At 36.4% G+C, this 25,387-nt stretch carries 20 protein-coding genes; 4 read left to right on the top strand and 16 right to left on the bottom strand.

From position 1 onward, the window contains the following. Positions 1 to 4: 4 nt before the first annotated feature. The 8 genes from ACS3UD_RS14695 to ACS3UD_RS14660 all read right to left on the bottom strand — a co-directional run bounded on the left by ACS3UD_RS14695 (position 5) and on the right by ACS3UD_RS14660 (position 8,971). Positions 5 to 2,011 (bottom strand): methyl-accepting chemotaxis protein, encoded by a 2,007-nt coding sequence (locus ACS3UD_RS14695; RefSeq protein WP_308138895.1) that lies wholly within the window; start codon positions 2,009 to 2,011, stop codon positions 5 to 7. A 289-nt stretch (positions 2,012 to 2,300) separates the two neighbouring features. After that, on the bottom strand, positions 2,301 to 2,723 hold the full coding sequence (locus ACS3UD_RS14690; protein WP_308138896.1) for an acyl-CoA thioesterase: 423 nt from the start codon (positions 2,721 to 2,723) through the stop codon (positions 2,301 to 2,303). 16 nt (positions 2,724 to 2,739) lie between these two features. After that, entirely contained in the window at positions 2,740 to 3,654 is a 915-nt protein-coding gene (gene secF, locus ACS3UD_RS14685; RefSeq protein ID WP_308138897.1) for a protein translocase subunit SecF, read from the bottom strand. Further along, positions 3,654 to 4,919 (bottom strand): protein translocase subunit SecD, encoded by a 1,266-nt coding sequence (gene secD / locus ACS3UD_RS14680; protein ID WP_308138898.1) that lies wholly within the window; start codon positions 4,917 to 4,919, stop codon positions 3,654 to 3,656. The genes secF and secD overlap by 1 nt, the downstream gene beginning before the upstream one ends. Positions 4,920 to 4,933: 14 nt before the next feature. Beyond that, the gene (locus ACS3UD_RS14675; RefSeq protein WP_308138899.1) at positions 4,934 to 5,329 is read right to left on the bottom strand and encodes a hypothetical protein; all 396 of its coding nucleotides are present in this window, start codon (positions 5,327 to 5,329) and stop codon (positions 4,934 to 4,936) included. Between the two features lie 32 nt (positions 5,330 to 5,361). Further along, complete coding sequence (locus ACS3UD_RS14670; protein ID WP_308138900.1) at positions 5,362 to 5,496, bottom strand: OadG-related small transporter subunit; 135 nt, start codon at positions 5,494 to 5,496, stop codon at positions 5,362 to 5,364. Between the two features lie 8 nt (positions 5,497 to 5,504). Then, positions 5,505 to 6,641 carry a sodium ion-translocating decarboxylase subunit beta gene (locus ACS3UD_RS14665; protein ID WP_308138901.1) on the bottom strand — a complete coding sequence of 379 codons (1,137 nt, stop codon included), beginning with the start codon at positions 6,639 to 6,641 and terminating at the stop codon, positions 5,505 to 5,507. A 215-nt stretch (positions 6,642 to 6,856) separates the two neighbouring features. Further along, positions 6,857 to 8,971 (bottom strand): DNA topoisomerase 3, encoded by a 2,115-nt coding sequence (locus tag ACS3UD_RS14660; protein WP_308138902.1) that lies wholly within the window; start codon positions 8,969 to 8,971, stop codon positions 6,857 to 6,859. Between the two features lie 194 nt (positions 8,972 to 9,165). Between ACS3UD_RS14660 and ACS3UD_RS14655 the strand changes: the two genes are divergently transcribed. From ACS3UD_RS14655 to ACS3UD_RS14645, 3 genes are all read left to right on the top strand, one after another. Then, positions 9,166 to 10,230 carry a hypothetical protein gene (locus ACS3UD_RS14655; RefSeq protein WP_308138903.1) on the top strand — a complete coding sequence of 355 codons (1,065 nt, stop codon included), beginning with the start codon at positions 9,166 to 9,168 and terminating at the stop codon, positions 10,228 to 10,230. Between the two features lie 20 nt (positions 10,231 to 10,250). Continuing rightward, a complete protein-coding gene (locus ACS3UD_RS14650; protein ID WP_308138904.1) occupies positions 10,251 to 11,618 on the top strand; it encodes a hypothetical protein in 1,368 nt (455 codons plus the stop codon). Between the two features lie 139 nt (positions 11,619 to 11,757). Continuing rightward, positions 11,758 to 13,047, top strand: a complete 1,290-nt coding sequence (locus tag ACS3UD_RS14645) for a methyl-accepting chemotaxis protein (RefSeq protein ID WP_308138905.1) — start codon at positions 11,758 to 11,760, stop codon at positions 13,045 to 13,047. A gap of 90 nt (positions 13,048 to 13,137) precedes the next feature. On the opposite strand, the gene uvrA is transcribed toward ACS3UD_RS14645, so the two are convergent. The 5 genes from uvrA to rph all read right to left on the bottom strand — a co-directional run bounded on the left by uvrA (position 13,138) and on the right by rph (position 19,993). Continuing rightward, on the bottom strand, positions 13,138 to 15,954 hold the full coding sequence (gene uvrA / locus ACS3UD_RS14640; RefSeq protein ID WP_308138906.1) for an excinuclease ABC subunit UvrA: 2,817 nt from the start codon (positions 15,952 to 15,954) through the stop codon (positions 13,138 to 13,140). A gap of 71 nt (positions 15,955 to 16,025) precedes the next feature. Next, complete coding sequence (gene uvrB, locus ACS3UD_RS14635; RefSeq protein ID WP_308138907.1) at positions 16,026 to 17,990, bottom strand: excinuclease ABC subunit UvrB; 1,965 nt, start codon at positions 17,988 to 17,990, stop codon at positions 16,026 to 16,028. A 185-nt stretch (positions 17,991 to 18,175) separates the two neighbouring features. Continuing rightward, positions 18,176 to 18,658, bottom strand: coding sequence for a metallophosphoesterase (locus ACS3UD_RS14630; protein WP_308138908.1), 483 nt, complete (start codon positions 18,656 to 18,658; stop codon positions 18,176 to 18,178). After that, on the bottom strand, positions 18,627 to 19,253 hold the full coding sequence (locus ACS3UD_RS14625) for an XTP/dITP diphosphatase (protein ID WP_308138909.1): 627 nt from the start codon (positions 19,251 to 19,253) through the stop codon (positions 18,627 to 18,629). The genes ACS3UD_RS14630 and ACS3UD_RS14625 overlap by 32 nt, the downstream gene beginning before the upstream one ends. After that, a complete protein-coding gene (gene rph / locus ACS3UD_RS14620; protein WP_308138910.1) occupies positions 19,250 to 19,993 on the bottom strand; it encodes a ribonuclease PH in 744 nt (247 codons plus the stop codon). Before rph ends, ACS3UD_RS14625 begins: the two co-directional genes overlap by 4 nt. Positions 19,994 to 20,199: 206 nt before the next feature. Here rph and ACS3UD_RS14615 point away from each other — a divergent pair, with 206 nt between their 5' ends. Continuing rightward, positions 20,200 to 21,528: a sigma 54-interacting transcriptional regulator gene (locus ACS3UD_RS14615; RefSeq protein WP_440977690.1), complete on the top strand. Its 1,329-nt coding sequence runs from the start codon at positions 20,200 to 20,202 to the stop codon at positions 21,526 to 21,528. A 41-nt stretch (positions 21,529 to 21,569) separates the two neighbouring features. Here ACS3UD_RS14615 and ACS3UD_RS14610 read toward each other — a convergent pair whose 3' ends face one another. The 3 genes from ACS3UD_RS14610 to grdG all read right to left on the bottom strand — a co-directional run bounded on the left by ACS3UD_RS14610 (position 21,570) and on the right by grdG (position 25,350). Further along, positions 21,570 to 22,652, bottom strand: coding sequence for a YkvI family membrane protein (locus tag ACS3UD_RS14610; RefSeq protein ID WP_308138912.1), 1,083 nt, complete (start codon positions 22,650 to 22,652; stop codon positions 21,570 to 21,572). Positions 22,653 to 22,741: 89 nt separating this feature from the next. Then, complete coding sequence (gene grdF / locus ACS3UD_RS14605; RefSeq protein ID WP_308138913.1) at positions 22,742 to 24,052, bottom strand: sarcosine reductase complex component B subunit beta; 1,311 nt, start codon at positions 24,050 to 24,052, stop codon at positions 22,742 to 22,744. Positions 24,053 to 24,063: 11 nt separating this feature from the next. Continuing rightward, a complete protein-coding gene (gene grdG / locus ACS3UD_RS14600) occupies positions 24,064 to 25,350 on the bottom strand; it encodes a sarcosine reductase complex component B subunit alpha (RefSeq protein ID WP_308138914.1) in 1,287 nt (428 codons plus the stop codon). Positions 25,351 to 25,387 lie beyond the last annotated feature (37 nt).

Here is a 25,387-nt window from a genome sequence, read left to right as displayed (position 1 = left end):
CCCCCTATAATTTGATTTTTGATACCGCCTCAATAAGCATATTTGATTTTTCTTTTGCTGATTCTGAAAGTTTTGAAACTTCGCCAGACATCTGAGCAATTGAAGTTGTACTTTGAGCAATATTTGTAGCCCCCTGAGCTCCTTCTGTTGAAGCCGAAGCTACTTCATTTAAAGCATGTACCATATTTTGCATCGAAACCAGTATTTCTTCAGACGCCGCACTGAAATCGGTAACCATATCGTTTATTTTTGATGAGTTGTGACTGTATAATTCGCTGGAATCAACAAGTGTATCATAATCCTTGAGCAACTTTCCGTCTATAAATTCCATTATTTCATGAGCACTGGCTGATAAATTATTTACAGCCACTAAAATCAACTGTGTTACTTCCTTAATCCTTGAAACCGTATTCTGCGAATTTACAGCCAGAGTTCTTATTTCATCTGCTACAACAGCAAACCCTTTGCCTGCTTCGCCTGCTCTTGCCGCCTCTATTGCGGCATTTAAAGCCAGCAAATTAGTTTGTGATGCTATTTCAAGTATAGCTTCAGATAAAACGTTAATCTGTTCCACTGCTTTAGACTGCTTAATTGCATTTTCCATGCTTGTTTTTGTTCTCTCGTAAATTTCGATTGCTTCTTTCTTTGAATTAACAGCATCTTCTTTCATGCTTTCAGCCATATCGTTCATGCTGTTGGCTGTAACCGCCCCTTCCTGGGATTTATTTGCCACTGACTGCACAGCACCTTCTATTTCTGAAGAAGTAACATTCATTTCTTCTGTTGCTGATGCTGTTTCTTCTGTTGATGCAGAAAGCTCTTCTGTAGTTGCAGTTATCTCTTCTATGCTCTTATTAAGTTCAATAATTTCATTGCTGATTTGTCCAAGCATATATGTAACTTCTGTAGATTCGCCGGCAACATTACGTATTAGACCACTCAGTGATTGCTGCATAGTATTCATGGCGTTTGCCAAAATCCCCACCTCATCGTTCATCTTTAGAAGCTTAGAAGGAATATCCTTGGTAAAATCTCCTGTAGACAGCACTTGCAGATGGTCTGATGCCATTTTTATCGGTTTTGAAATGCTTGCAGAAATTACAATTGTTACTAAAATGCCAACTACAATAAACCCAATTGAAACAGAAATAATTATGTTGGTTATTTTATTTACTTTTTCCATGGCCTCCGATTTTGGAGATGTAAGCGCCAAGAACCAATTAGTTCCTTCTATAGGAGTAAATGCCATATACTTAGTAATGCCGTTGTATTCATATTCACCTGTATCTGTTTTACCTTCAATCATCTGCTTTTCCAGCTCCACAAGAGATTGCAGCCCGGCATCGCTCGATACATTTTCTAAGTCATTGTCCATGTTTAAAACAAGTTCGCGATTAGGATGAGCAACCGTTGTTCCATCTTTGCCAATCATGAATGCTTCACCATTTTCCCCAAACTTTATATCATCGACCATATCACTTAGCTCATTTCCATCTCTTCCGGCAAGCAGTACACCCTTTACTGCACTTCCGTTCTTTATTGGCACTGCATACATAACTATTATGCTGCCATCTATTTTATTAACCATTGGGTCTGTAACTGATTTTTCTCCGGACATGGCTTTTTTAAAATATTCTCTTTCTGAAACACTTACTGTTTCTCCTTTGGTATTTAGACCATTTCCATTTATATCGACAACAGCCATTGACAAATGTCCACTTCTTTCAACTTCTCTTTTCAGAAAATCCAGCTTCTCGTCTATAGCTATTGTTTCTGATTTGATTAAATCACTTTCAGCTGCTACTTCAAGTGCGTTTAAATGAAGATCAGTTCTTCCCTTAACAAGCTTGGATGCCTCTCTCGTAAGTTGTTCTAATGATTCATCCACCTGCGATGATATAGCAGATGATGATTGAATGTATGTTATTAATCCAAGGCCTGCACATACCATCAGAATCAACAAGCCAAAAGCCAGAGATAATTTTGTTCTTATACTTTTTAATTTTGTCATAGATTCTCCTTCTTGATTTTTTCTGTAAATTTTTTGCATTAAGCTTCCAATAAACCAACATACCTCCTTTTCAATTTAATTACTCAATTTTAATTGGTTCTTTGATACTAATTAGATAATTATAAGAGATATGTAAGAAAATTGAAATAATTTGGAATGAATTGTCAATGACAATACTATGACATTTTATGGACTTTTTTGATAATTTTTTACAAGTTGAAATAGAGCTTTTTAATTTATCAAAGCATCTTTGGCAATAAAAAAGAACAGCTTATGCTGCTCTTTCATATTATTGTCTCAAACTCTCTGCGCGTTCTCTCAATACACGCTCTTCTTCATCTATAGCTTCATCAAGCACTAATCCATGTGGCATTTTTTTACCGTCAGCATCCACACATATGAAGGTTATAAAGCCTTCAACCGGGCTTGTCTTGGATACTTCAGTATCCATTTTTGTATGAACTGCTATGCTGGTTTTACCTAAATTAACGATTCTGCTTGTAAACTTTACTATTTCTCCTTTATTAACAGGCTTCTTGAACAACAGCCCATGCACATTTAGGCATACTATATTTTCCGGATTTCCAAATGTTGAAGATGCGGCAATAAATGCTGATTCAACAAACCATTCTGCTGTTCTTCCTGCGAACAAAGTACCGTGGTGATTGAGGTCTTCTGATTTTACCAGCCTCGTATTGATAAACTTATCCATTAATTCCTCCAAAATCTTATGATGTCATAGCCTGATTTCTGTTATGCCACATAACCATCATTGGTCCTGCCAGGCACACTGTAGAATAGCAACCACTTACGATTCCTATAAACATAGGTATTGAAAAAGTCTTAATTGAGTCAATATTGTAAACAAATGCAAGGATATATACTATTATAATGCTTGCTCCCGTCGTCACACTTGTTTTAACTGATCTTGACAATGTCTGGTTTATGCTTGCATCCACAAGTTCCTCAAATGACTTTTTAAGATAGTAAGGCTGATTTTCTCTGATTCTATCGTACACTACTATTGTATCGTTGATTGAATATCCTATTATAGTTAACGTAACTGCAATAAATGAATCATTTATTGGCATCTTGAATATTACAAATGTAAAAAAGACTATCAGTATATCATGCAGTAACGCAATCAAACCTATAACTCCCGCCGACATTCCTGATATTTTTTTAAATCTGAATCTTACATATACAATTATAAACAAAGCTGTTAAAGCTATGGCAATCATTCCGTTTGTTAAAAATCTTTTACCTATAAATGGCTCTACCACATTTGACTCGGCCAGTTCTAAATTAGCTTCAGGAAATTTAGCTTTTAGTTCTGCATCCAGCTTATCCTGCTCCCCAGCTTCCAATCCATTGCTGCCTGACAGGTTGAATACTATTTTCTTGCTATGTGTTGCTAAATCATCTGTTAGCTGTACCTCTGTGCTTCTGTTTAGAATCTTTGTTGCAGTTTCGGCAACCAACTGTTGATCAATTTCTCCTTCATAAGAATACTTTATTATTGCGCCGCCTTTAAACTGAATTGCTAAATCAACACCATTTACAAACAGTGAAATAATCCCTATTATCATGATAGCAGCTGATACAGCAAAAAATATCTTTCTGTTTTTATAAAATCTTATCATTATTTTGCCTCCTTAACTTTCATTCCGTATAAGGACTTTTTCATAAACACTTCGTTCATACTCATAGATTTCGTAATTATTCTTGAGGTTGTAACACCTGAAACAAAGTTTAGTATACATCCTACCATAAGCGTATATCCAAATGAAAGCATTGATCCTGTTCCAAATATCATCATAATAACTGATGCAGCTATTGTTGTAATATTTCCATCAAACACAGCTGAAAAAGCCTTAGAATATCCCGTATCTATTGAATATCCCAACGTCTTTCCTTGGTTCAGTTCTTCTCTAATTCGCTCATATATAATTACGTTAGCATCAACGCCCATTCCTATTGAAAGGATAATACCTGCAATGCCTGTTAATGTAAGTGTCACCTGAGGTATAGATAATGCCAGCATCTGAACAGAAATCTGTAAAAGCAATGCAAAGCATGCTACAACTCCAAGCAACTTGTAATATGAAACCATAAAAATGCACACTGCCGCAAATGCAATTATTCCTGCCTTTATCATAACATCCAGAGCGCCTGAACCCATTGTTGGGGTTATGATACTATGGTTTTTTGATATTAAAGAAAACGGAAGTGCTCCTGAATTAATTTTATCTGATAAGCTCTTTGCCTCTTCGGCACTTTCTATATTGCTTATATAGGAGTCTCCTCCGGTAATTTTTTGTTTAACATGTGGTGCTGATATTAATGTTTCGTCCATATAAATAGATATTGACTGCCCTACTAGTTTTTCCGTAGCATCGGCAAAAGCTTCCGCGCCTTCTTCATTAAATTTCAAAGTAACAATAGGCATATTTGTTTTGCTGTCCAGCTGTACCTTACTTTCCTTAACATCTTTTCCTTCTACCAAAACATTTCCCTGGGGATCTCTGAATGTCAATCTTGCCGTTTCTCCCAGCTCAGCTATTGCTTTTTGAGGATTAAAGTCTGTTTCTCCCGATTTCCAAGGAAATCTTATTATTATGTGACCTGTATTTTTATCTATAGTTATCTCTCTGTCTAAAATATTTTGGGCATCCATTCTTGTTTCCATGATTACCCTTGCTAATTCCAACTCATTTTCCGTAGGAACCCTGTCAAGATCGGCAGGCTCAAATACAGCCTCAACTCCGCCTCTTATATCTATACCAAATCTTATATCCTTCATGCCCTTAATTTGAATTGGACCTGCGTTAATTCCAAAAAATGATGTAAGAGCAATTCCGGCAATTAAAAGCATAACTACAATGTAAATATGTTTATTAGTTCTCATTTTTCCTCCTGATTTTAATTTAATTGTTGTATTGAAGCACAAACAAAAGTCCCTTTTTTACCATCCTTTTTATTAATAAAAAACACGATAAATACGCAATAACTATAAAACCTCAACAATGTTTTAATCATCTCGGCATGCCGTGCTTTATACAAATCAGCAAGAATCCATATGCTGAACAAGATAAATTTTATATTAAGGTAAAATAAGATTCCCTTACTCCGCTTTAACAACTGAGAGTTTCCTTCTTGGCACGTATATTCTTCTTCAAATAAATTTCCAAACGAAGGAAGTCTATTTAAAGAAATATCATCTTTCAAGGTGTGATTCTCAGAAATAATTAAAAAAATCGAGATGAAAATTACAACAGTTAGTATTACAGCTGTTGATTTATAGTTTAATAATTTCATAGTTCCTCCCTCGATTCTTTTATTTATCTTGTTTATTTGTTTTGTGCTGTAAGCTTCAGCATTATGCTCACAGATGCATATATCACTATAATTACCAAAAATATAGCAGACATACCCATCCCCATAAGTTCAAGTGAATTCATTACATTTTCAATGTTAATATTCATATGGCCTCCTACATCAACCCTGGAACTAGTCCTATTATAACTCCACCGGCTATAACAGATGCTATCTGACCTGACACATTTGCTCCAACAGCATGCATCAGCAAATGATTTTGCGAATCAGCCTCAAGTCCCAGCTTTTGAATAACTCTTGATGACATTGGAAATGCTGAAATTCCTGCTGACCCAACCATCGGATTTATTTTTTCCTTTAGGAACAAGTTTAAAAATTTTGCAAACAATGCTCCTGCGACTGTATCAAATACAAATGCAAGGAGCCCAAGCCCCATTATCAAAAGAGTATCAAGTGTTACAAATTGCTCTGCCCTCATGCTTGCTGATATTGTTATTCCTAAAAGAAGCGTTATAAGGTTTACTAAATCCTTCTGTGCCGTTTCTGATAATGATCTCAAAACACCGCATTCCCTGATTAAATTTCCGAACATAAGAAATCCTACCAAAGATATTGATGCCGGTGCTACCAATCCTGCAATAATTGTAACCACTATGGGAAACAGCAGTCTTGTCATTCTCGAAACGCTCTTTGGATTGTATTTCATCTTTATTTTTCTGTCTTTTTCTGTTGTGCACATCTTTATGGCAAAAGGTTGTATTATCGGGACCAATGCCATATATGAATATGCGGCCACTGCAATCTGACCTATATAATTACTTTTTAAAACCTGAGATACCAATATGGACGTAGGCCCGTCTGCAGCACCTATAATCCCTATGGATGCAGCATCCTGTATATTGAACCCCAGCAATGTTGCTACGGTAATCGTTGCAAAAATTCCGAATTGTGCTGCCGCTCCAAAAAGTAAAAGCCTCGGGTTCGATAAAAGAGGCCCAAAGTCTATCATAGCTCCTATGCCTATAAAAAGCAACAACGGCATCATTTCGGATGCCTCGATACCTACTTCAAAAAGCCAGTCTATTATACCTTTAACTTCACCTATTCCTTCCAGAGTTTGGTTCAATACTCCACTCATAGGAATATTAACTAAAATTGCGCCAAATCCCATGGGAAGCAAAAGTGACGGCTCTAATTCCTTTGAAATTGCCAAATATATCAATGTCGCTCCGATTAACCACATCAATATTTGCTGCCATGTAATCTGGATAATACCTTCATATAAGAATTCCATTTTCTGCTCCTTTATTTTTGTTCTTGTGTATTCTAATATAAATACATTCTTTAAGCAATTATTCATGTTTAGCAGAATTATTCAATTTTCGCCAAATTTATTTATTTTTATAAGTTTTAATTGATTTTACTCTGTTATAACTTCCATATTCTTTATTTTTCTCTTAATCATAAAAATAATGCAGGAACACCTGACATTCCTTCATTTTAGCACAATTACTCGACTAAGTACACAGTTTTATATCCTTCGTCTCTTAACTTTATCGTCATTTTTTGCTTGTCGCAGTCTTTTTCATCGTTTATTATAGTTTGTCCGCTCTTTAAAAGCTCTGCTGCCATTTCTTTTGTCAAAGTAATCCCTTTTTCCTGCAATATTTTATCCTGTTTCCACATGGAAAACCTGCAGGACGGAAAATTTTTATATCCTGCACAATAAAAGCTTTTTTTATTTTCAAAGACTTCTCTGCCGCATCTGGGGCACACTCCTACGGCCTTCCTTTTCTTCTTGTTCCCGGTCTGTTCAAAATTAACATTAAGTGTTGAACTCATCTTTCCTTCTTGAATTATTTCATAAACGTATTTTTTTATATTAACTATAAAATCCCTTGAGGATTCCTCTTTTTTAGCTATTTTCCCTAAGGTACTCTCCCATTCGCCTGTTAAATCAGGTTTTTTAAGTTTTTCATGTACTATTTCAATGAGTTGTACTCCGTTTTGTGTAGGCACAAGACTTTTTCTGTTTCTTTTTATATATCCTACAGATATAAGCTTTTCAATAATTCCCGCTCTGGTTGCAGGTGTGCCCAGCCCTACAGATTTCATTTCTTCTCTAAGTTTTTCATTCTCTATGTGCTTACCGGCAGTTTCCATAGCTGTAAGCAGAGTTGCCTCCGTATATGCTTTCGGAGGAGAAGTTTTCTTAGTAACCACTTTTATTTCCCTGGGCATAATCTTGTCGTTAACCACAATGCTTGCTGTGATTTCTTTGTCCTCGGAATTCTCCTTAACCTTTCCCAGCATTATGTCTTCTACTTCCTTCCAGCCTGGCACAACAACTTTTTTACCTCTTGCCTTGAATTTATCCTTTTCAATTTGAATTTCCAAATCCGTTTGATCATATTCCTGTTTCCTGTCAAACACACAAATAAATCTTGCTACTATAAGCTTAAGTATATTTGCTTCTCTTTCAGGAAGCCTTATACCTGGGAGGTTCCTTATATTTGGTGTAACTATTATTGCATGGTGATCTGTCACTTTTGAATCATTTATAACTCTTTTGTCGGCATTAATTTTTTGTTTAATTACCTTATCTACACAATATTCAGAGCCTTTCCATCCACTCTTAATATTCTGCAGCAGCCCCTGTATTTTCGGCTTCATATCCTTTGTCAAGTATCTTGAATCCGTTCTCGGATATGTAGCAAGCTTGTACTTTTCATAAAGATTCTGAGCAGCTTCCAAGGTCTGCTCTGCCGAATAGCCGTATCTTTTGTTACCGTCCCTTTGAAGTTCTGTTAAATCATAAAGCAGTGGTCTCTCAACAGAAGCTCTTTTAGTTTTAAGCTTTGTAACAGTTGCCTCTTTGTTACTGCACCGCTGGGCTATCTGCTCCGCTTTTTCTTTATCATCGATTCGCGTACCGTTTTTATTAAACCATGTTGCCGTAAACATTTCACAGTCTGCCGCTACCTCATAGAAAGGCTGTGAAACAAACTCATCAATTTCTTTTTGCCTGCCAACAATCAAAGAAAGAGTAGGAGTCTGAACTCTTCCTATTGTAAGCATTTGATTATATTTAACCGTAAACAGCCGAGTGGCATTAATTCCAACCAGCCAATCGGCTTCTGAGCGAGCTCTTGCAGACTGATAAAGACTAAAATACTCTTTATTATCTTTTAAATTTTTAAAACCTTCTTCTATGGCCTCGTCGGTCATACTGCTTATCCATAACCTTTTGACAGGCTTTTTGCAACCTGCATTAATGTAAACATAGCCAAAAATAAGCTGTCCTTCTCTCCCGGCGTCCGTTGCGCATATAACTTCATCAACAGAATCATTCAATAAAAGAGATTTAACAGTTTCATACTGTTTTGCAGTAGAAGGGTTAACCATATACTTGAATTGTCTCGGGAAAATTGGAAGGTCATTTATATTCCAGCTTTTATATTTCTTATCGTATTCTTCCGGATATGCAAGCTGAATCAAATGTCCGACACACCATGTAATAATATATTCGCTGTTTTCCATATAGCCATCTCTTGATTTATTTATCTTTAACACTCTGGCTATATCTTTTGCAACCGAAGGTTTTTCCGTAACTATCAATTTCATAAATATCTTCCTTTTGTTAAGCTTGACAAATAATTATAGCATGATTAAGTATATTTGTCCCCCTCTTTGTTCGAATTAAATTTTAATTAATGTATTAACAAGAATTTCATATTTACATATAATACAACAATTAGTGCTTTCAAAATGAATGCTTAAATCATTTTGAAGTATAAAATTAAATAGGAGGTACTTACTTGAAAGGAAAACATATCTTTGCAGGAAATAACACTTCTAAAGGATTTTTCAACTGCTTTAATTCCATTTTTCAGCCTTCCAAGCTGAATCAATTCTATATACTCAAAGGAGGCCCCGGTGTAGGAAAAAGTTCATTCATGAAAAAATTTGCTGCTGAAATTTCTAAAAAAGGGTATTTCGTGGAATATATTCATTGCTCAAGCGACGACGAAAGCCTTGATGGAATAATAATTCCTGACCTTAAGTTGGCATTTGTTGACGGCACGGCACCACATGCAACTGATCCGTCTATTCCAGGAGCGGTCGACGAAATTTTGAATTTTGGTTCTTTCCTTAACAGCAGTCAATTGGAAAAGCACAAACATAAAATTATTCAAATAAATCAAACCAAAGCTCGTCTTTACAAAAGCGCCTATAGATATCTCCAGGCAGCCGGTATAATTTCGGAAGAAATTAATTCTTTATATACTCAGTTCATAGATGCAGATAAATTTAATGAAACGTGCCTTCGTGCAACTAAAAAATTGTTTGAAGATGATATTTATTTGCAAAAAACAGCTGAAGTTAAAAACTTATTTTCTGAAGCTTATACGTCAAACGGTTATATAAATAGAACAGAAGCATTGTACGAAGGTAAAAAAGTATGGGCTATAATCAGTGAAAGCACAGCATATATATCAGACTTCATGAAAAGGATATCGGATGAAGCCGTAAAAAGAGGTTTTGACGTTGAAATTTATTTACATCCATTGACGCCGGATAAGCTGCAACACGTGTATATTCCTGAAAAGAATATCTTTATTACAAGTTCTGAAAACTGTGTATCAGATAATTTTGAAGAAATTTTTGACATCCATCAAATTATGGATGCTGATAATTTGAAAAAACACATTTCTGAAATAGAAAGCAATCTTCATATGCATGAGCTTCTTATAAAAAATGCACTTAAAAAACTATCTGAAGGAAAGAAATACCATGAAATTCTTGAAATATTTTATATTAACAGCATGAATTTTAAGGGAGTTGATGAATTATTTAATAACATCCTTCGCGAATATACATAAAATTTCCAAGGAGGTATATTATGATTTTAACTTCGCTTCACTACCTTTACATTGTAATGGTTGTGATCATTTTGACGATAATGCTCATGAAAAAGGATATTGTTATTCCGTGTATAGTAGGTACTTTTGCAATGGGTTATCTTTATTCTGGAAGTATTATCGGAGCAACTCAATCCATATTTAACACCATTATTTATGCAGGTAACGAATTTTGGAGCATTGTAGTAATTATTTCCCTTGTTGTGGCTATGTCAAAATCTCTTCAAGAAATTGGGTCAGATGTTATTATAATGTCTCCCATAAGAAAGGTTATGATCAGCCCCACATTGGCTTTCTGGAGTGTAGGTCTGACAATGATGGTCATATCATGGCTGGTTTGGCCGTCTCCGGCTGTTCCTCTAATCGGGGCCGTTCTTTTGCCTGCGGCACTTGCAGCAGGCCTGCCTGTGATATATGCTGCTGTGGCTATGAACTTGTTTGGGCATGGCATCGCTCTTTCAAGCGACTTTTTTATTCAAGGTGCACCTACAATTACAGCTGCAGGAGCAGGGTTAGATGTCACAGAAATTATGAGGTCATCAATTCCTATATGGATTACTATGTCTGTTGTAACAGTGACTGTCGCATTTTTGATGATGAAAAAAGACATGAAAAAAAATATTTCATCTTATTCTAAAAATATTGAAGTTAAAAAGGAAGTAAAAGTAAAGACAGGAAGAGCAACTAAACTTATGGCTGTAGTGACTCCCATAGCATTTTTATCGGACATTGTTGCTATGCTGAAATTTAATCTGGCTGGCGGCGATGCAACTGCTCTTGTTGGAGGTACGGCCATTTTAATAATGCTCATTGCAGTATTGACAACATATAACATTAAAAACGCCTTTGACAAAGTTGTGGATCATATAAAGGAAGGATTTAAATTTGGAATAACTGTATTTGCTCCCGTTATTTTTATAGGTGGATTCTTTTTTCTGGGAAATCAGGGGGGCGCAACAGCAGTGCTTGGCGAAGGCGCTCCGGGAATACTTAACGATATAAGTATATTTCTCTCTCAAAATATTCATATGAATAAATTCTCTACAATTTTAGCGCAGACATCTGTAGCAGTTATTACAGGCTTGGACGGCTCAGGTTTTTCGGGTCTCCCAATTGTAGGTTCTCTCGCATATACTTTTTCAAATATAATAGATATAAATATGGAGGGCTTAGCTTCCCTAGGCCAGATAATCACCATATGGGTAGGCGGAGGAACAATAATTCCTTGGGCAGTAATACCTGTTGCTGCAATATGCAATATTGACCCTCAAGTTTTAGCCAGAAAGAATTTAATTCCAGTTTTGTGCGGTATAGCTTCAGCAATTTTAGTAGCATTAATAATATTGTGATAATAAGGGAGAACTTTTCTTCCTTATTATCATAAATGGGGATTTTTTCTATTTATTGGAATAATATACTAATATATTTTGTTAACATTCTGCCGATATTTATGTAGTAAACATATGTGTAAATGGAGGCTATTCTTAAATGACAAAATTTTTATCTAAACATATTTCAGCTAAAAAAACAACCTTAAAAATAATTACAGCTGTGTTGTTAGTAACAGTTATACTTGGTGCCCTAATGTGGCTTGGATTTTCAAGGGGCATAATTATTAATTCAAACAATATAATAACTGCAGTATTTATATCATTAATAGCAGAAATTGCGGTTCTATATTTTATAATTTATTTCTTGCTTAAAAGGGCTTTTATGCCTGTCAATAATGCATTGTCTCTTGCAGATAACATGAAAAAGGGCATATTAGATTCGGATTCTGATTTTAAAAATTATTCAAATGACGAAATTGGGCAACTTAACAAAGCTTATCACGAAGCAGCAGCCTTAATTAAAAGCCACTTTTCAGACATTTATAATGTCTTAAACCGAATTGAAAACGGAGATTTCAACATTGTTATTGAAAAAGAATATATTGGAGATTTTAAATCTATAAGTTCTTCTTTAAGCAACATAATTGATTCATTAAACAGAACCTTTACAAATATAAACATAACCTCAGACGAGATTGCTTCCGGTTCAGAGCAAATTGCAGACTCATCACAGCTTTTATCTCAAAGCTCGGCTGAACAGGCAAGCACTGTTGAGGAATTCACAGCTACGATACAGAAAATATCTAATGAGATTAATATAACTGCCGAAAATGCAGTAGATGCCAGCAACAAAGTCACAACCTTGGGCAATGAGCTGGACAAGGGAATTGCACAAATGAAAGACACCGTTGAAACAATGACTCTCATAGACGGAAAATCAGATGAAATAATGAAGATAATCAAAATAATAGAAGATATTGCTTTTCAGACCAACATACTGGCGCTGAATGCAGCAGTTGAAGCAGCAAGAGCAGGTGAAGCAGGCAAGGGTTTTGCCGTTGTTGCAGACGAAGTGCGAAATCTGGCCGTAAAAAGCGCAGATGCCGCAAAAAATACCACTACACTGCTTGAAGATACTTTAAGATCTGTAAAGGAAGGCACATCCGCCGCAGACAATACATCAAAGGTACTTGCAGAGGTAGCTAAGGATAGAAATGTAATTACAGAAAGCATGAACAGTATATCTGCCAAAGCGCAAGAGCAAGCAGAGTCCGTAAAACAAATTACCATAAGCATAGAACAGATATCTGATGTTATTCAGACAAATTCAGCCACAGCAGAGGAAAACAGCGCCTCAAGTGAGGAACTTGCAAGCTATGCGGAATCCTTAAGAAATATGGTATCTATCTTAAAACTCAGAGAAGAGAATTCTTCACACACTGCGTAAATATATTATATTTGTTCTATTTGGAGTATAAAAAAAGACTGAACTAAAAAATCAGTCTTTTTCTTATAATAAATACAAAAGTTGCATGCATTATTTTTTATTCAAAACCTTTTTTAAATATTGTCCGGTATATGATTTTTTTACTTTTGCAATTTCTTCAGGAGTTCCTTTCGCAACTATCATTCCGCCTCCGTCCCCTCCTTCGGGGCCCAAGTCCAATATATAATCTGCCGTCTTAATCACATCTAGGTTATGCTCTATTACAATCACTGAATTTCCTGCTTCAACAAGTTTGTTAAGAACGTCTGTAAGCATGTGTATATCTGCTATATGCAGTCCCGTTGTCGGCTCGTCAAGTACGTACAACGTCTTTCCTGTTCCTCTTTTACTGAGTTCGTAAGCCAGCTTGATACGCTGAGCCTCGCCTCCCGACAGTTCCGGAGACGGCTGTCCCAGCTTAATGTAACCCAGCCCTACCTCCTGCATTGTCTTTATTTTGTTATATATTTTAGGTATGTTTTCAAAGAATTCCATAGCTTCATCTATTGTCATATCCAACACATCAGAAATGTTTTTTCCTTTGTATTTAACTTCAAGAGTTTCTCTATTGTACCTTTTTCCTTTGCATATATCGCATGGTACATATACATCAGGCAAGAAGTGCATTTCTATTTTCAGTATACCATCACCTCGGCATGCTTCACATCGACCGCCTTTGACATTAAAACTGAACCTTCCCTTTTTATATCCCCTTTCCTTTGCCTCGAGAGTCATTGCAAACACATCTCTTATATAGTCGAACACTCCTGTATACGTAGCCGGATTTGAGCGGGGAGTCCTGCCTATAGGTGACTGGTCTATTGTAATTATCTTATCGATATTTTCTACTCCAAGCATTTCGTCATATTTTCCCGGCCTGTTTGAGTTCTTGAACAACTTCTGATGAAGCCCTTTAGACAGTATTTCATTTATCAATGAGCTTTTACCGGAGCCTGATACACCTGTCACACAGCACAGCACTCCAAGTGGTATTTTCACATCCAGATTTTTCAGGTTGTTTTCTTTTGCCCCTTTAATCTCTATATATTTCTCAGCTTTTCTTCTTGTTTCGGGAACATCAATTTTCTTTATTCCGCTCAGGTACTGACCGGTAATAGAATTTTTATTGTTTTTAATATCTTCGAAGGTTCCTGACGCAACTACTTCTCCTCCGTGAGTTCCGGCTCCAGGTCCTATATCCAGAATATAGTCAGCATTTTCCATTGTTTCCTCATCATGCTCCACCACTATGAGCGTATTTCCTAAATCAGTTAAATTTCTCAGGGTTTTTATCAGCATGCTGTTATCTCTTTGGTGCAGTCCTATGCTTGGTTCATCCAATACATACAAAACTCCCACCAAGCTGGAGCCTATCTGCGTTGCAAGCCTTATTCGCTGAGATTCTCCTCCGGACAAAGTGCTTGCATTTCTTTCGAGAGTAAGATAATTCAAACCCACATCAGATAGAAATTGAAGCCTTGAATTAATTTCATTTATTATCTGCTCTCCTATAATCTTATTTACAGGGCTTAACTCTAGTGTTTTAAAAAACTCCAAGCTTTTTGTAACGGAAAGTTTTGTTATTTCATATATATTTTTATTTCCAACTTTTACTGCAAGACTTATAGGATTTAACCTTGCTCCATGGCATTTCGGGCATGGGCTTTCATACATGTAATCCTCTATCCATTCCCGCATTTCAGGGGATTTTGTTTCCATGTACCTTCTTTGAAGATTGTTTACCACTCCCTCAAATTCTTTTGTATATTCCTTAAGTCCTTGGAATTTACTTATAAATTCAACTTTAACCTCTCTGCCGTTTGTCCCGTAAAGAAGCTCCTCTATTAACTCCTTCGGAGCTTCTGCCAGAGGCTTTGATATATCAAAATTATGATAATCCGCAATAGCTTTAAATATCTGGTAATAATATCCGTCCTCATCGGCACCATACGGTGCAATTGCTCTTTCACCTATGGTCTTTGTATAGTCCGGTATTATTAAATCTATATCTATTTCCTTTTTTACGCCCAAGCCATTGCATGCATCGCAGGCACCTATTGGATTATTAAAAGAAAACATCCTCGGTGAAATCTCTCCAAATCCTATGCCGCAGTCTGTACATGCAAACTTTGTGCTCATAAGAAGCTCTTCGCTTCCCATAACATCAATGAGCACCATTCCTCCTGAAAGTTCAAGTGCTGTTTCCACGGAATCAACAAGCCTTTTTTGTATTCCATCCTTTATGATAATTCTGTCAACCACAACCTCAATGCTGTGTTTTTTGTTCTTTTCAAGATTTATTTCTTCTTCCAAATCATAAATCTCTCCGTCCACTCTGACTCTTACATATCCATCTTTTTTGATATTTTCTAGGAGCCTTTTATGCGTCCCTTTTGCCCTTCTGACCATAGGAGCAAGAATTTGAATTTTTGTTCTTTCTTCGTACTCGAGAACCTTGTCTGTTATCTGGTCTATGGTTTGTGTTTGAATAGGCTTGCCGCAATTTGGGCAGTGTGGAATTCCCACTCTTGCAAACAGCAGTCTGTAATAATCATATATCTCTGTGACGGTACCGACTGTTGAACGTGGATTCTTGTTTGTTGTTTTCTGGTCTATGGATATTGCAGGTGATAAACCGTCGATAGATTCGACATCTGGTTTGTCCATTTGTCCCAAAAACATTCGGGCATATGATGAAAGGCTTTCCACATAACGTCTCTGCCCTTCTGCATATATAGTATCAAAAGCAAGAGAGGTTTTCCCTGAGCCGCTTACTCCAGTAAACACTATCAGCTTGTCTCTGGGAAGCTCCACGTTAATATTTTTCAGGTTATTCTCCTTTGCTCCTCTTATTATGATTTTATCCATTAGTCATCCTTTCATGATGATCCTTAGGGCATACCTCTCAGTTGCATGAGACTATGCCTTTTTGGAACAATTTATATTATAGTCTTTAGTTCCTTAATTTCATCTCTCAGCTTGGCAGCTTTTTCAAATTCAAGGTTTTCTGCAGCAATTCTCATTTCCTTTTCAAGCTCAATAATATAAGAAGCCATATCTGTGATTTTTTTGCTCTTAGGCGTGTACTTCGCTTCATCCTCAGCCACCTTTGTCGCTTCAATCACATTTCTTACTCCTTTTTTGACCGACATAGGAGTAATATTATTGTCTTTATTATATTTATCCTGGATTTTTCTTCTTCTGTTTGTTTCACTTATGGCTCTTTCCATTGAACCGGTCATATTATCGGCGTACATTATAACTCTGCCGTCCGAATTTCTTGCAGCTCTTCCCACTGTCTGTATGAGCGATGTTTCAGATCGAAGGAAACCTTCCTTGTCAGCATCAAGAATCGCCACAAGAGATACCTCCGGAAGGTCCAATCCTTCTCTCAGCAGGTTTATGCCCACGAGAACATCAAACTCTCCTATGCGCAGGTCTCTGATAATCTGCATCCTCTCCATAGTATCTATATCAGAGTGAAGATATCTTACACGTATTCCCGCATTTTTAAAGTAAAGCGTCAAATCCTCAGCCATTTTCTTAGTGAGAGTCGTAACAAGCACCCTTTGATTTTTATCTGTTGATTTTTTGATTTCATTCATCAAATCATCAATTTGATTTTCAACAGGTCGGACAGAAATAGGAGGATCAAGCAGTCCTGTAGGACGTATTATTTGTTCGGCTGTATTCTGCGAATGCTCGGCCTCATACGGTCCCGGTGTCGCACTGACAAATACAACTTGATTTATTATATTTTCAAATTCGTCAAACTTCAGCGGCCTGTTATCTAATGCCGAGGGAAGCCTGAACCCGTAATTAACAAGTGTTGTTTTTCTCGCCCTGTCTCCGTTGTACATTCCTCTTACTTGAGGAACAGAAACATGCGATTCATCTATAATCATTAAAAAATCTTTTGGAAAATAATCAAGAAGTGTATAAGGCCTTGTTCCCGGCTCCAGATTATTTATATGCCTTGAATAATTTTCTATTCCGTTGCAATATCCCATTTCCTGAAGCATTTCCAGGTCATAGTTAGTTCTCTGCTCAAGCCTTTGCATCTCCAAAAGCTTGTTCTCGCTTTCAAAATATTTGAGCTGCTCCTGTAGTTCTTTTCGTATACTGACAACAGCTCTGTTTACATTTTCTTCTGTAGTGGCATAGTGGGTTGCAGGAAATATAGATATGTGATTTCGTCTTCCTAAAATTTCTCCAGTTACAGTATTTATTTCAGTTATTCTGTCTATTTCATCGCCGAAAAATTCCACTCTTATTGCATTCTCTGACGAGGATGCGGGAAATATTTCAAGCGTATCTCCTCTTACTCTGAAGGTTCCTCTTGTAAAGCTTATATCATTTCTTTTATACTGAATTTCAATAAGCTTTCTAATTGTTTGGTCTCTATCCTTCTGCATGCCGGGTCTTAATGATATGACCAGATTTTCATAGTCAATAGGACTTCCCAATCCATATATGCATGATACACTGGCTACTATAATAACATCTTTTCTTTCAAAAAGTGATGCAGTAGCAGAGTGTCTCAGTTTATCAATTTCATCATTTATGGATGCATCTTTTTCTATAAAGGTATCACTGCTTGGCACATATGCTTCAGGCTGGTAATAATCATAGTAGCTAACAAAATATTCTACCGCATTGTCAGGAAAAAACTCTTTAAATTCAGAGCACAGCTGAGCAGCCAATGTCTTGTTATGAGCAAGAACAAGAGTCGGCTTCTGAATTTTTTCAATTATATTTGCCATGGTAAAGGTCTTTCCTGAGCCTGTTACCCCTAAAACAGTCTGATATTTTAAATTGTTTTCTAATCCTGACACAATTTTTTTTATTGCCTCCGGCTGATCTCCGGTAGGTTTAAAATCCGACTTTATTTTAAATTCGCCCATTATTTCACCTCAGCTTCATCTAAACGTATGTTCGCTTAATTATATAATTTTTGATTATTTAAGTCAACATTATTATTTTCCAATAAAATTATAATTTATGAAAATTGGCATATAAAAAACCGGGAATTAAAATACAATTTCCCGGTTTTAAATTAATACTATTATTTAGGCAATTTTTATACTAATCAACCTTCCAATATAACAATTTTTCCGTCTATTTTGTCTAATGATACCTCCAATATTCCAAAACTTTCTTTCCCGCATTTTGGCAATACTGTGCTTCCCGGATTAAAAAATAAAATTTGATCAATCACTTCATTTTGTGCACAATGTGTGTGCCCGTAAATTACCGCATCCGCACCTTTTTCTCTTGCATATTCTTTCAACTTGCTGATACCTGACTTTACATTATATAAATGGCCGTGAGTTATAATGAACTTTTTCCCTTCAATAACCTTATCTACTAATAGCGGCTTACCTGAAATAAAGTCACAGTTCCCGGATACTTGAACAACCTTATCTATTTTAAGCTTTTCTGCAAACTTTTCAGCATCTTTGTATTTATCTCCGCAATGAATTAACATATTGAATTCACCGTATTTTTTTATGGTTTCTATTTGAGCATCAGGAATAAAATTATGACTGTCGCTTATCACTAATATTCTCACTTAGCTCCTCCAGTTTTTCCTTTAAATTCATCAGCGCTCTTGCTCTGTGGCTTATTTTATTTTTTTCTTCTTCTGGCATTTCAGCAAATGTCTTTCCGGTATTTTCAACTATAAACAAAGGATCATAGCCAAAGCCGTTGCTTCCTCTTTCTTCTAATGCAATTTTACCGTTAAGTATGCCTTCAGCATGCATTTTACTTCCATCCTCAAACACTACGGCAATTACTGTTTTAAAATGTGCCGTCCTTTTTTCCATGGGTATGTTTTTCAGGTTTTTTAAAAGCAATTTATTGTTCTCTTCATATGAAACTGATTCTCCAGCATATCTTGCTGAATATACTCCTGGCTCTCCGTTTAAAGCGTCGACAAATAATCCCGTATCATCTGCTACCACTATTTCTTTAACCAGTTTATGGAGTTCTTCCGCTTTTTTAAATGCATTTTCCTCCAGTGTTTTACCGTCTTCCTCAACATCAAAATCGGAAAAACCTATGTCATTTTTTGAGATGACTTCAAATGGCATATCTTTTAATATATTTTTAATTTCATTTATCTTGTGCTTATTACCGCTAGACAATACTATTTTTCTAATCATCTTCCAATCTCCCTGCTAATTTCAACTCCCAAAGCTTCCCTTTGCAGATTATATAACTCCAAGCATCCTTTTTCTGCAAGGGAAATTAAGTTGATCAAATCACTTTTAGTAAATGTAGCTTCCTCTCCGGTACCCTGAACTTCAATGAATTCACCTTTGTCTGTCATTACAATATTCATATCCACATCAGCACCTGAATCTTCCTCATAGCATAAGTCCAATATTGTCTCTTTGTCTTTGATTCCTACACTTACTGCTGATACAAATGACTTTACAGGCATTTTTTTTATTTCGTGTTTTTGCAACAGCTTGTAAAAAGCATCTGCCATAGCTACAAATGCTCCTGTAATTGAGGCAGTTCTTGTCCCTCCGTCCGCTTGTATAACATCGCAATCTATCCACAAAGTTCTTTCACCTATTGCTTCTAAATCAACTACAGCCCTAAGGCTTCTTCCTATAAGTCTTTGTATTTCCTGCGTTCTTCCATCTATCTTTCCTTTATTGATATCTCTTGTCTTTCTTGTCTTTGTTGAACCTGGTATCATTGAATACTCCGCAGACACCCATCCTTTTCCTGTACCTTTCAAAAATGGAGGAACCTTGTCCTCTGCCATTGCTGTACATATAACTTTTGTATTTCCTGCTTCTATTAATACTGAGCCGCCAGGATGCATTATATAGTCCCTTGTTATTTTTATTCGTCTTAATTCATCATTAGATCTTCCGTTAGTTCTTTCCATTTTTACTCCCATTTATATATATTGGAAATATTATAACCTAATATTATTAAATTAACAATAAACAGAAAAATGTTTTTCGTTTTTTATTAAAAAATTAATGCTTTGCCCTTCTCATCCACTTGACTTAAATTTTTTAGAACTGTATAATAATTAATGTTTTAAATTTTATTTATTTTATTGCTCATTCCGATTATGACATGCAGGAGGTGTTTATTATATACGAGATAACAGCTATCATTATAAATAAAAATAAACATTATATTGAAAAAATAAATAACGTTCTTAACAAAATATCTGTGAACACCATTAACTGCAGCGATTTTGATGAGGCTGAGGCAATATTGCAAAACGAAAGTGTTGATTATGTAATATCGGATCTAAATATTTTCAATGAAGTTTTTACTATTAAAACCTTCACTGAAACATATCACAAAACTGATTTGATAATTGTATCCGAAGGTCTTTTATATGCATGCGGAAACACTGATCTCTTTCAAGGTGCTCTTGATTATATGGATTTTGAAAGTGATCTTCTAAAGCTGCCTATAAAGATTCTCGAACATTATACTGATAAAAAAAACAATGACAGATTAAAAGAGGACTTGTTTAAGAATTATCATCTAAGCAGCAAGAATGAAAAATATTTGAAAGTTCTTTCTCACTGTGAAAAAGTTGCGAAAACAAATCTCAGTATTCTTCTGATTGGAGAACCTGGAACCGGCAAGGAAGTGCTTGCTAAATATATACATGCTTGCAGTCCAAGAGTGTCAAACAAGTTTATAGCACTGCACTGCAATTCATATCCCGAGGAACTCCTTGAATCGGAGCTTTTCGGAAAAGAAGCAGAAGGAAGGTTTGAACTTGCAAGCAACGGCACTTTATTTTTAAATGAAGTGGGTGCTATTAAAGAATCCACTCAAACAAAACTACTTAAAGTTTTTGACACTAATACGGTTTCTCGTATCGGAAGCAATCAGGAAAGATTGATTGACTGCAAACTTGTATCATCAACAAGCAAAGACCTTTACAAAGAAATTCAAGACGGAAGCTACAGGGATGATTTTTTCTACAGAATTAGTTCAATTGTAATTAATGTGCCTCCCCTTCGCGAGCGTCCCGAAGATTTGGATGATCTTATTCAATATTTTCTCAGAAAATCTCAGGAGGAGTATGGAATTGTAATTAAGTCTATAGATCCTGAAGCCAAGAAATTTTTATACACTTATGATTACCCGGGAAATTTAAGAGAACTTAAGACAGTTGTAGATAGAATGGTAGTACTCTCTATAGATGGGAGAGTTACCAAAGATGGAATACCTCTTTTGTTTAATATAAAAAAAGAAATCACTATGCCTGATTCTGAAAGTTACAAAAGCATTATTCCTTTTAAGGAATACAAAAGAGAAACTGAAGCAACTTATCTTCAATGGGTTTTAAACCAAACCCAAGGAAATGTCACTGAAGCTGCAAAATTGCTGGAAATAAGTTCAAGACAACTATTTAATAAAATTAATGAATATGATCTAAAAAAATAAAGCAATTGAAACCCTCGCGGGGTTTCAGTTGCTTTTATCTATTATTTAAATTGGTATCTGTTTTTTACACTTGTAAAGATCATCATTATCAGCAAAAATATTCCCACATATCCGTTTATTACGTAAACAATATTAACAAGTCTGTCAAATGGCACCTTTAATCCAATTACTGCGCCTATTACTGCCAAGATAGCAGTGACGGTTTTGAATTTTACTGTTTTTTCTTGAGCAATTCTAACTGATACCGTCCACAGTAAGGGAACCGCAGTTGTATAGATTCCGGCCACAACTGTTAATGAGTACACTATTGCCACTGATGGATGAATGCCCGAAGCAATAACCAAAGATGGTATTTGTGATCCTGCTACCTTCTCAATGTTTGCAATAAGTCCTAATGCTACAATTAAAACCGCAGCTGAAAATGCAGCCGCACCAAACACGGCTCCCATTGCCGCTTCTTTTTTGCTATTGGCGCTTGCACCCATGGATGACATAAATGCAGCAAGCCATAACATGCAAAACCCCACATATGAACCTGCGGCATACAGCCAATTAGTAGATGCTTTCATCAAATTTAATTTAGGAATTATTTCGCTTGCTCGTCGCAATCCATCTATGTTTTGAAATATAGCTACAAATCCCAGAACAATAGACATAACTACTATCACAGGGCCTATCTTGCCTATAATATCAACTATCTTTCCAAGTCCAAACACGACAGTCACAGCTGCTAATACGGCCATAATAATTCCACCTACCGAATTAGAGATTCCATATTGCTGGTTTAATGTAGCTCCCGCACCTGCAATCATAACGAAAAATGACATATAAATGAACACAATAGAAAAATAGTCATAAAACTTTCCTATTCTTTTCCCGCAGTAATATTCAAAAATATCACTTCCTTTCGGAAACTTATGTTCATAGCCTGTTGTTATGAAGCTTACGCCCACATATAAAAACAAAAGGAATATAACAACTACTCCTGCAATACCTTTAAATCCATAAGAGGAAAAGTACTGCATTACTTCCTGTCCTGTTGCAAAGCCTGACCCTATTAAAAAAGCAATAAATGAACCTGCAAAAGAAATGACTTTTTTCATACTTACCGTATTGCTAACCATAATATCCTCCTGATTTGTTTTTTTATTAACAACTATTACGGAAGAAATAGTCAGATAATACAATAAGTCCGTATTACCTGACTATTGTATTATTCTTCAAATACTGTTTGTTCAGTCACTTCTGTCTGTAAAGCTCTTAAAGCTCTTTCTACAAGCTTTCTTCGCAAATTCTTGCTTTTTTCTTCTCCAAGGTTTGGATCTCCCAATGGGTACGGGATTCCTATGGCTGGTATTATCCTATTCGCTCCTATGGTAAGTGATATAGGCACTACAGTACACATATGAACAACTGGAATTCCAACTCTTTCAATTTCTTTTACCATCGTTGCACCGCAACGTGTACAGGTGCCTCAGGTAGATGTTAGGATAACTGCTCCCACTCCGTCCGAAACTAATTTTTTGCTGAAATCTTCTCCAAACCCTTTTGCATTGCCAACGGATGTACCAGTACCTGTTGTGGCAATAAAGTAATTTGCAAGTTCTCCAATAATGCCTTCCTTTTCCATTTCTCTCAATACATCCAGCGGAACTACTAGATTTGGGTTTTCAAGCACATATGCTCTGTCATATCCACCGTGAACGGTCATGAATTTATCTTTTGTCAAGCTTTCCAGCCCGGTTATATCATAAGTTCCATACTTTGTTGCACTTGATGATTCAATCCTATCAGGATTTCCTTGAGGAACTATTCCTCCTGATGTTACAACGGCTACTTTAACTTTTGATATATCTTTTACGGCAGGATTTGGAGCAACTCTATCAAATACAGGCATAGGGTATTCTGTTCCATATGGTTCGCCTGCAACTTTCTTTAGTATCAAATCAATTGCTCTTTCTGATCCTCTTCTTTCATTAAAATAGTTAACACGAATTCCTCTTTCAATATATCCTTCCTCTGCAGGTGATAATATTTCTTTTTTATTAATCATTTTCTTTGCCAGCTTGCAGATTTTTGGCATTGCTTTTCTCATGTCGGCTGCCGAGTTTGCTGTTTCTATAATGTATAGATCACTCTTAAACATATCTACTCCGGGATTTTCCTTGTACATACCCGTAACTACCGGAATTTTAAATTCTTCTTCAACAGCTTTTGCAACAGCACCGCATGCCACACCATATCTGCCTGCATTAAATGCCGGACCTGCTATAAATAAATCCGGTTCATAAGGCCTTATCAAACTTAGTATTGTATTTGTGGCTTCATCGATATGTCCTCCAAAATAAGTATCGCCACATATCACCGTTGCCACAACCTCGTATCCATCTCCCAGCCCTGACTTCAATGCAAGGCCCGGTCCAACTACGCCTTCTCTTATTTCCGGCTTAATATCTGCCTTTTCTTCTCCTCCTATACTTGCAAAAAATTGATTTATATAATGAACGACTTTTATCTTTTCCATAATATCCCTCCTTAATATCCTTTAGCGGCTAGCTTGTTATATCCGTTAGCAATTGTGGAGGCTATTACAATTTGCAATTCGGCCTCTATACTTCCGTCAGGCTTTAAGCTTCCTTCATAGCCGCCTATCATAGTTTCTATGAAATCGAGAGTACCGATGACCTTTTCCATCGGCGGAAAGTCAATAATTACATTTCCGTTCCCACAGGATACCAGAGCATCTCCTTCTTCAACTGCGTCTGCCAATGACTGCGATTTTCCGTCTCTGCCGGGGAACTCATCGGTAATGAGAACTACTTTAACACCTTTTTGGCTAACCTTTTTACAATTCATCATCAAATCGGTATCTGGGTTTCCGTACCCTTCCTCAGTTATCAAAACGCCGTCAAATCCTAAAAATTCACACAACTTTGCAGTCATATCTGATGACCTTTCTTTATCTGCCAGAAATACATTTTCATTTGTAAGTATAACTCCGATAAAGTTTAAATCTTTTCCATGCCTTTTATACAAATCCTCTATTACCGGATTATTAAGATGATGGAAAGTTGTAACCTTGTCACAAGGCGCAACACAATTTCCACTCACTATGGCTCCATCCATAATTTCTGTCGGGTACATAAACGTTGGCACCATAACCTTAGCATCTACTCCGTAATAGTACGTATCATGCAGCAACCCCTGCGATTGAAGCATATGAACATAACCTATCTTAGGAAGATCTGGGTATTCTTTTGCCTGTTCTAATATAGGCTTGGTTTCATAAGTAACTACTTCATCGGGCTCTATATTTCTTCCTGCTTCCCCGATATAAGTAGCAACCTTCAAGCCTGCCATTCTCCCTGCTGCTTCATAATCATGGGTTTCAATGTCTTCTACTGGCTCGATAACTATACATACATTGTTTGTCTCAGAAAACGGAGTATATTTTGCAGCGGGGCCTGACATATCAATTAAGCCTTCTTGAAATCCTACTATCCTGCCGCATGTTATTACCGTTGCTCCTACAAGTGCATTTGTCCTTCCGCTTCCTACCTGTTTTACTTTATTGATCGTGCCTGGGAATATTCCTCCGCTTCCCGAAACCTTAACTCTTGGTTCAATAACATCCTTAACCGGAGCTATGCGCACTGATTCTCCTGGCCTGGCCAGCTCAACATCGGCAGACGCTATTCTGTCATCTTCAAGTACAAGCTTTATTATCTCATCTTTGTTTACATAAAGCGTTCCTTGCAAAACCTCAGTCTTTTCACCGAACTGAACATCGCTGATTCTAATTTTCCCTAATTCTAATTTCAAAACTTTCTACCTCCTTTTTTATATAAGCCCTTTCTGT

It is taken from the genome of Sedimentibacter sp. LTW-03 (assembly GCF_052059825.1).
GTDB lineage: Bacteria > Bacillota > Clostridia > Tissierellales > Sedimentibacteraceae > Sedimentibacter.
This window is presented reverse-complemented; position numbering and strand designations above follow the sequence as displayed.

Coding starts and splice junctions, on each gene's coding strand:
- ACS3UD_RS14610 (WP_308138912.1), bottom strand. CDS start 22,652: ATGGTTAGCAATACGGTAAGTATGAAAAAAGTCATTTCTTTTGCAGGT.
- rph (WP_308138910.1), bottom strand. CDS start 19,993: ATGGAAAGAACTAACGGAAGATCTAATGATGAATTAAGACGAATAAAA.
- ACS3UD_RS14690 (WP_308138896.1), bottom strand. CDS start 2,723: ATGGATAAGTTTATCAATACGAGGCTGGTAAAATCAGAAGACCTCAAT.
- secF (WP_308138897.1), bottom strand. CDS start 3,654: ATGATAAGATTTTATAAAAACAGAAAGATATTTTTTGCTGTATCAGCT.
- ACS3UD_RS14650 (WP_308138904.1), top strand. CDS start 10,251: ATGATTTTAACTTCGCTTCACTACCTTTACATTGTAATGGTTGTGATC.
- secD (WP_308138898.1), bottom strand. CDS start 4,919: ATGAGAACTAATAAACATATTTACATTGTAGTTATGCTTTTAATTGCC.
- ACS3UD_RS14670 (WP_308138900.1), bottom strand. CDS start 5,496: ATGAATATTAACATTGAAAATGTAATGAATTCACTTGAACTTATGGGG.
- ACS3UD_RS14675 (WP_308138899.1), bottom strand. CDS start 5,329: ATGAAATTATTAAACTATAAATCAACAGCTGTAATACTAACTGTTGTA.
- ACS3UD_RS14695 (WP_308138895.1), bottom strand. CDS start 2,011: ATGACAAAATTAAAAAGTATAAGAACAAAATTATCTCTGGCTTTTGGC.
- uvrA (WP_308138906.1), bottom strand. CDS start 15,954: ATGGATAAAATCATAATAAGAGGAGCAAAGGAGAATAACCTGAAAAAT.
- ACS3UD_RS14645 (WP_308138905.1), top strand. CDS start 11,758: ATGACAAAATTTTTATCTAAACATATTTCAGCTAAAAAAACAACCTTA.
- ACS3UD_RS14660 (WP_308138902.1), bottom strand. CDS start 8,971: ATGAAATTGATAGTTACGGAAAAACCTTCGGTTGCAAAAGATATAGCC.
- ACS3UD_RS14665 (WP_308138901.1), bottom strand. CDS start 6,641: ATGGAATTCTTATATGAAGGTATTATCCAGATTACATGGCAGCAAATA.
- uvrB (WP_308138907.1), bottom strand. CDS start 17,990: ATGGGCGAATTTAAAATAAAGTCGGATTTTAAACCTACCGGAGATCAG.
- ACS3UD_RS14625 (WP_308138909.1), bottom strand. CDS start 19,253: ATGATTAGAAAAATAGTATTGTCTAGCGGTAATAAGCACAAGATAAAT.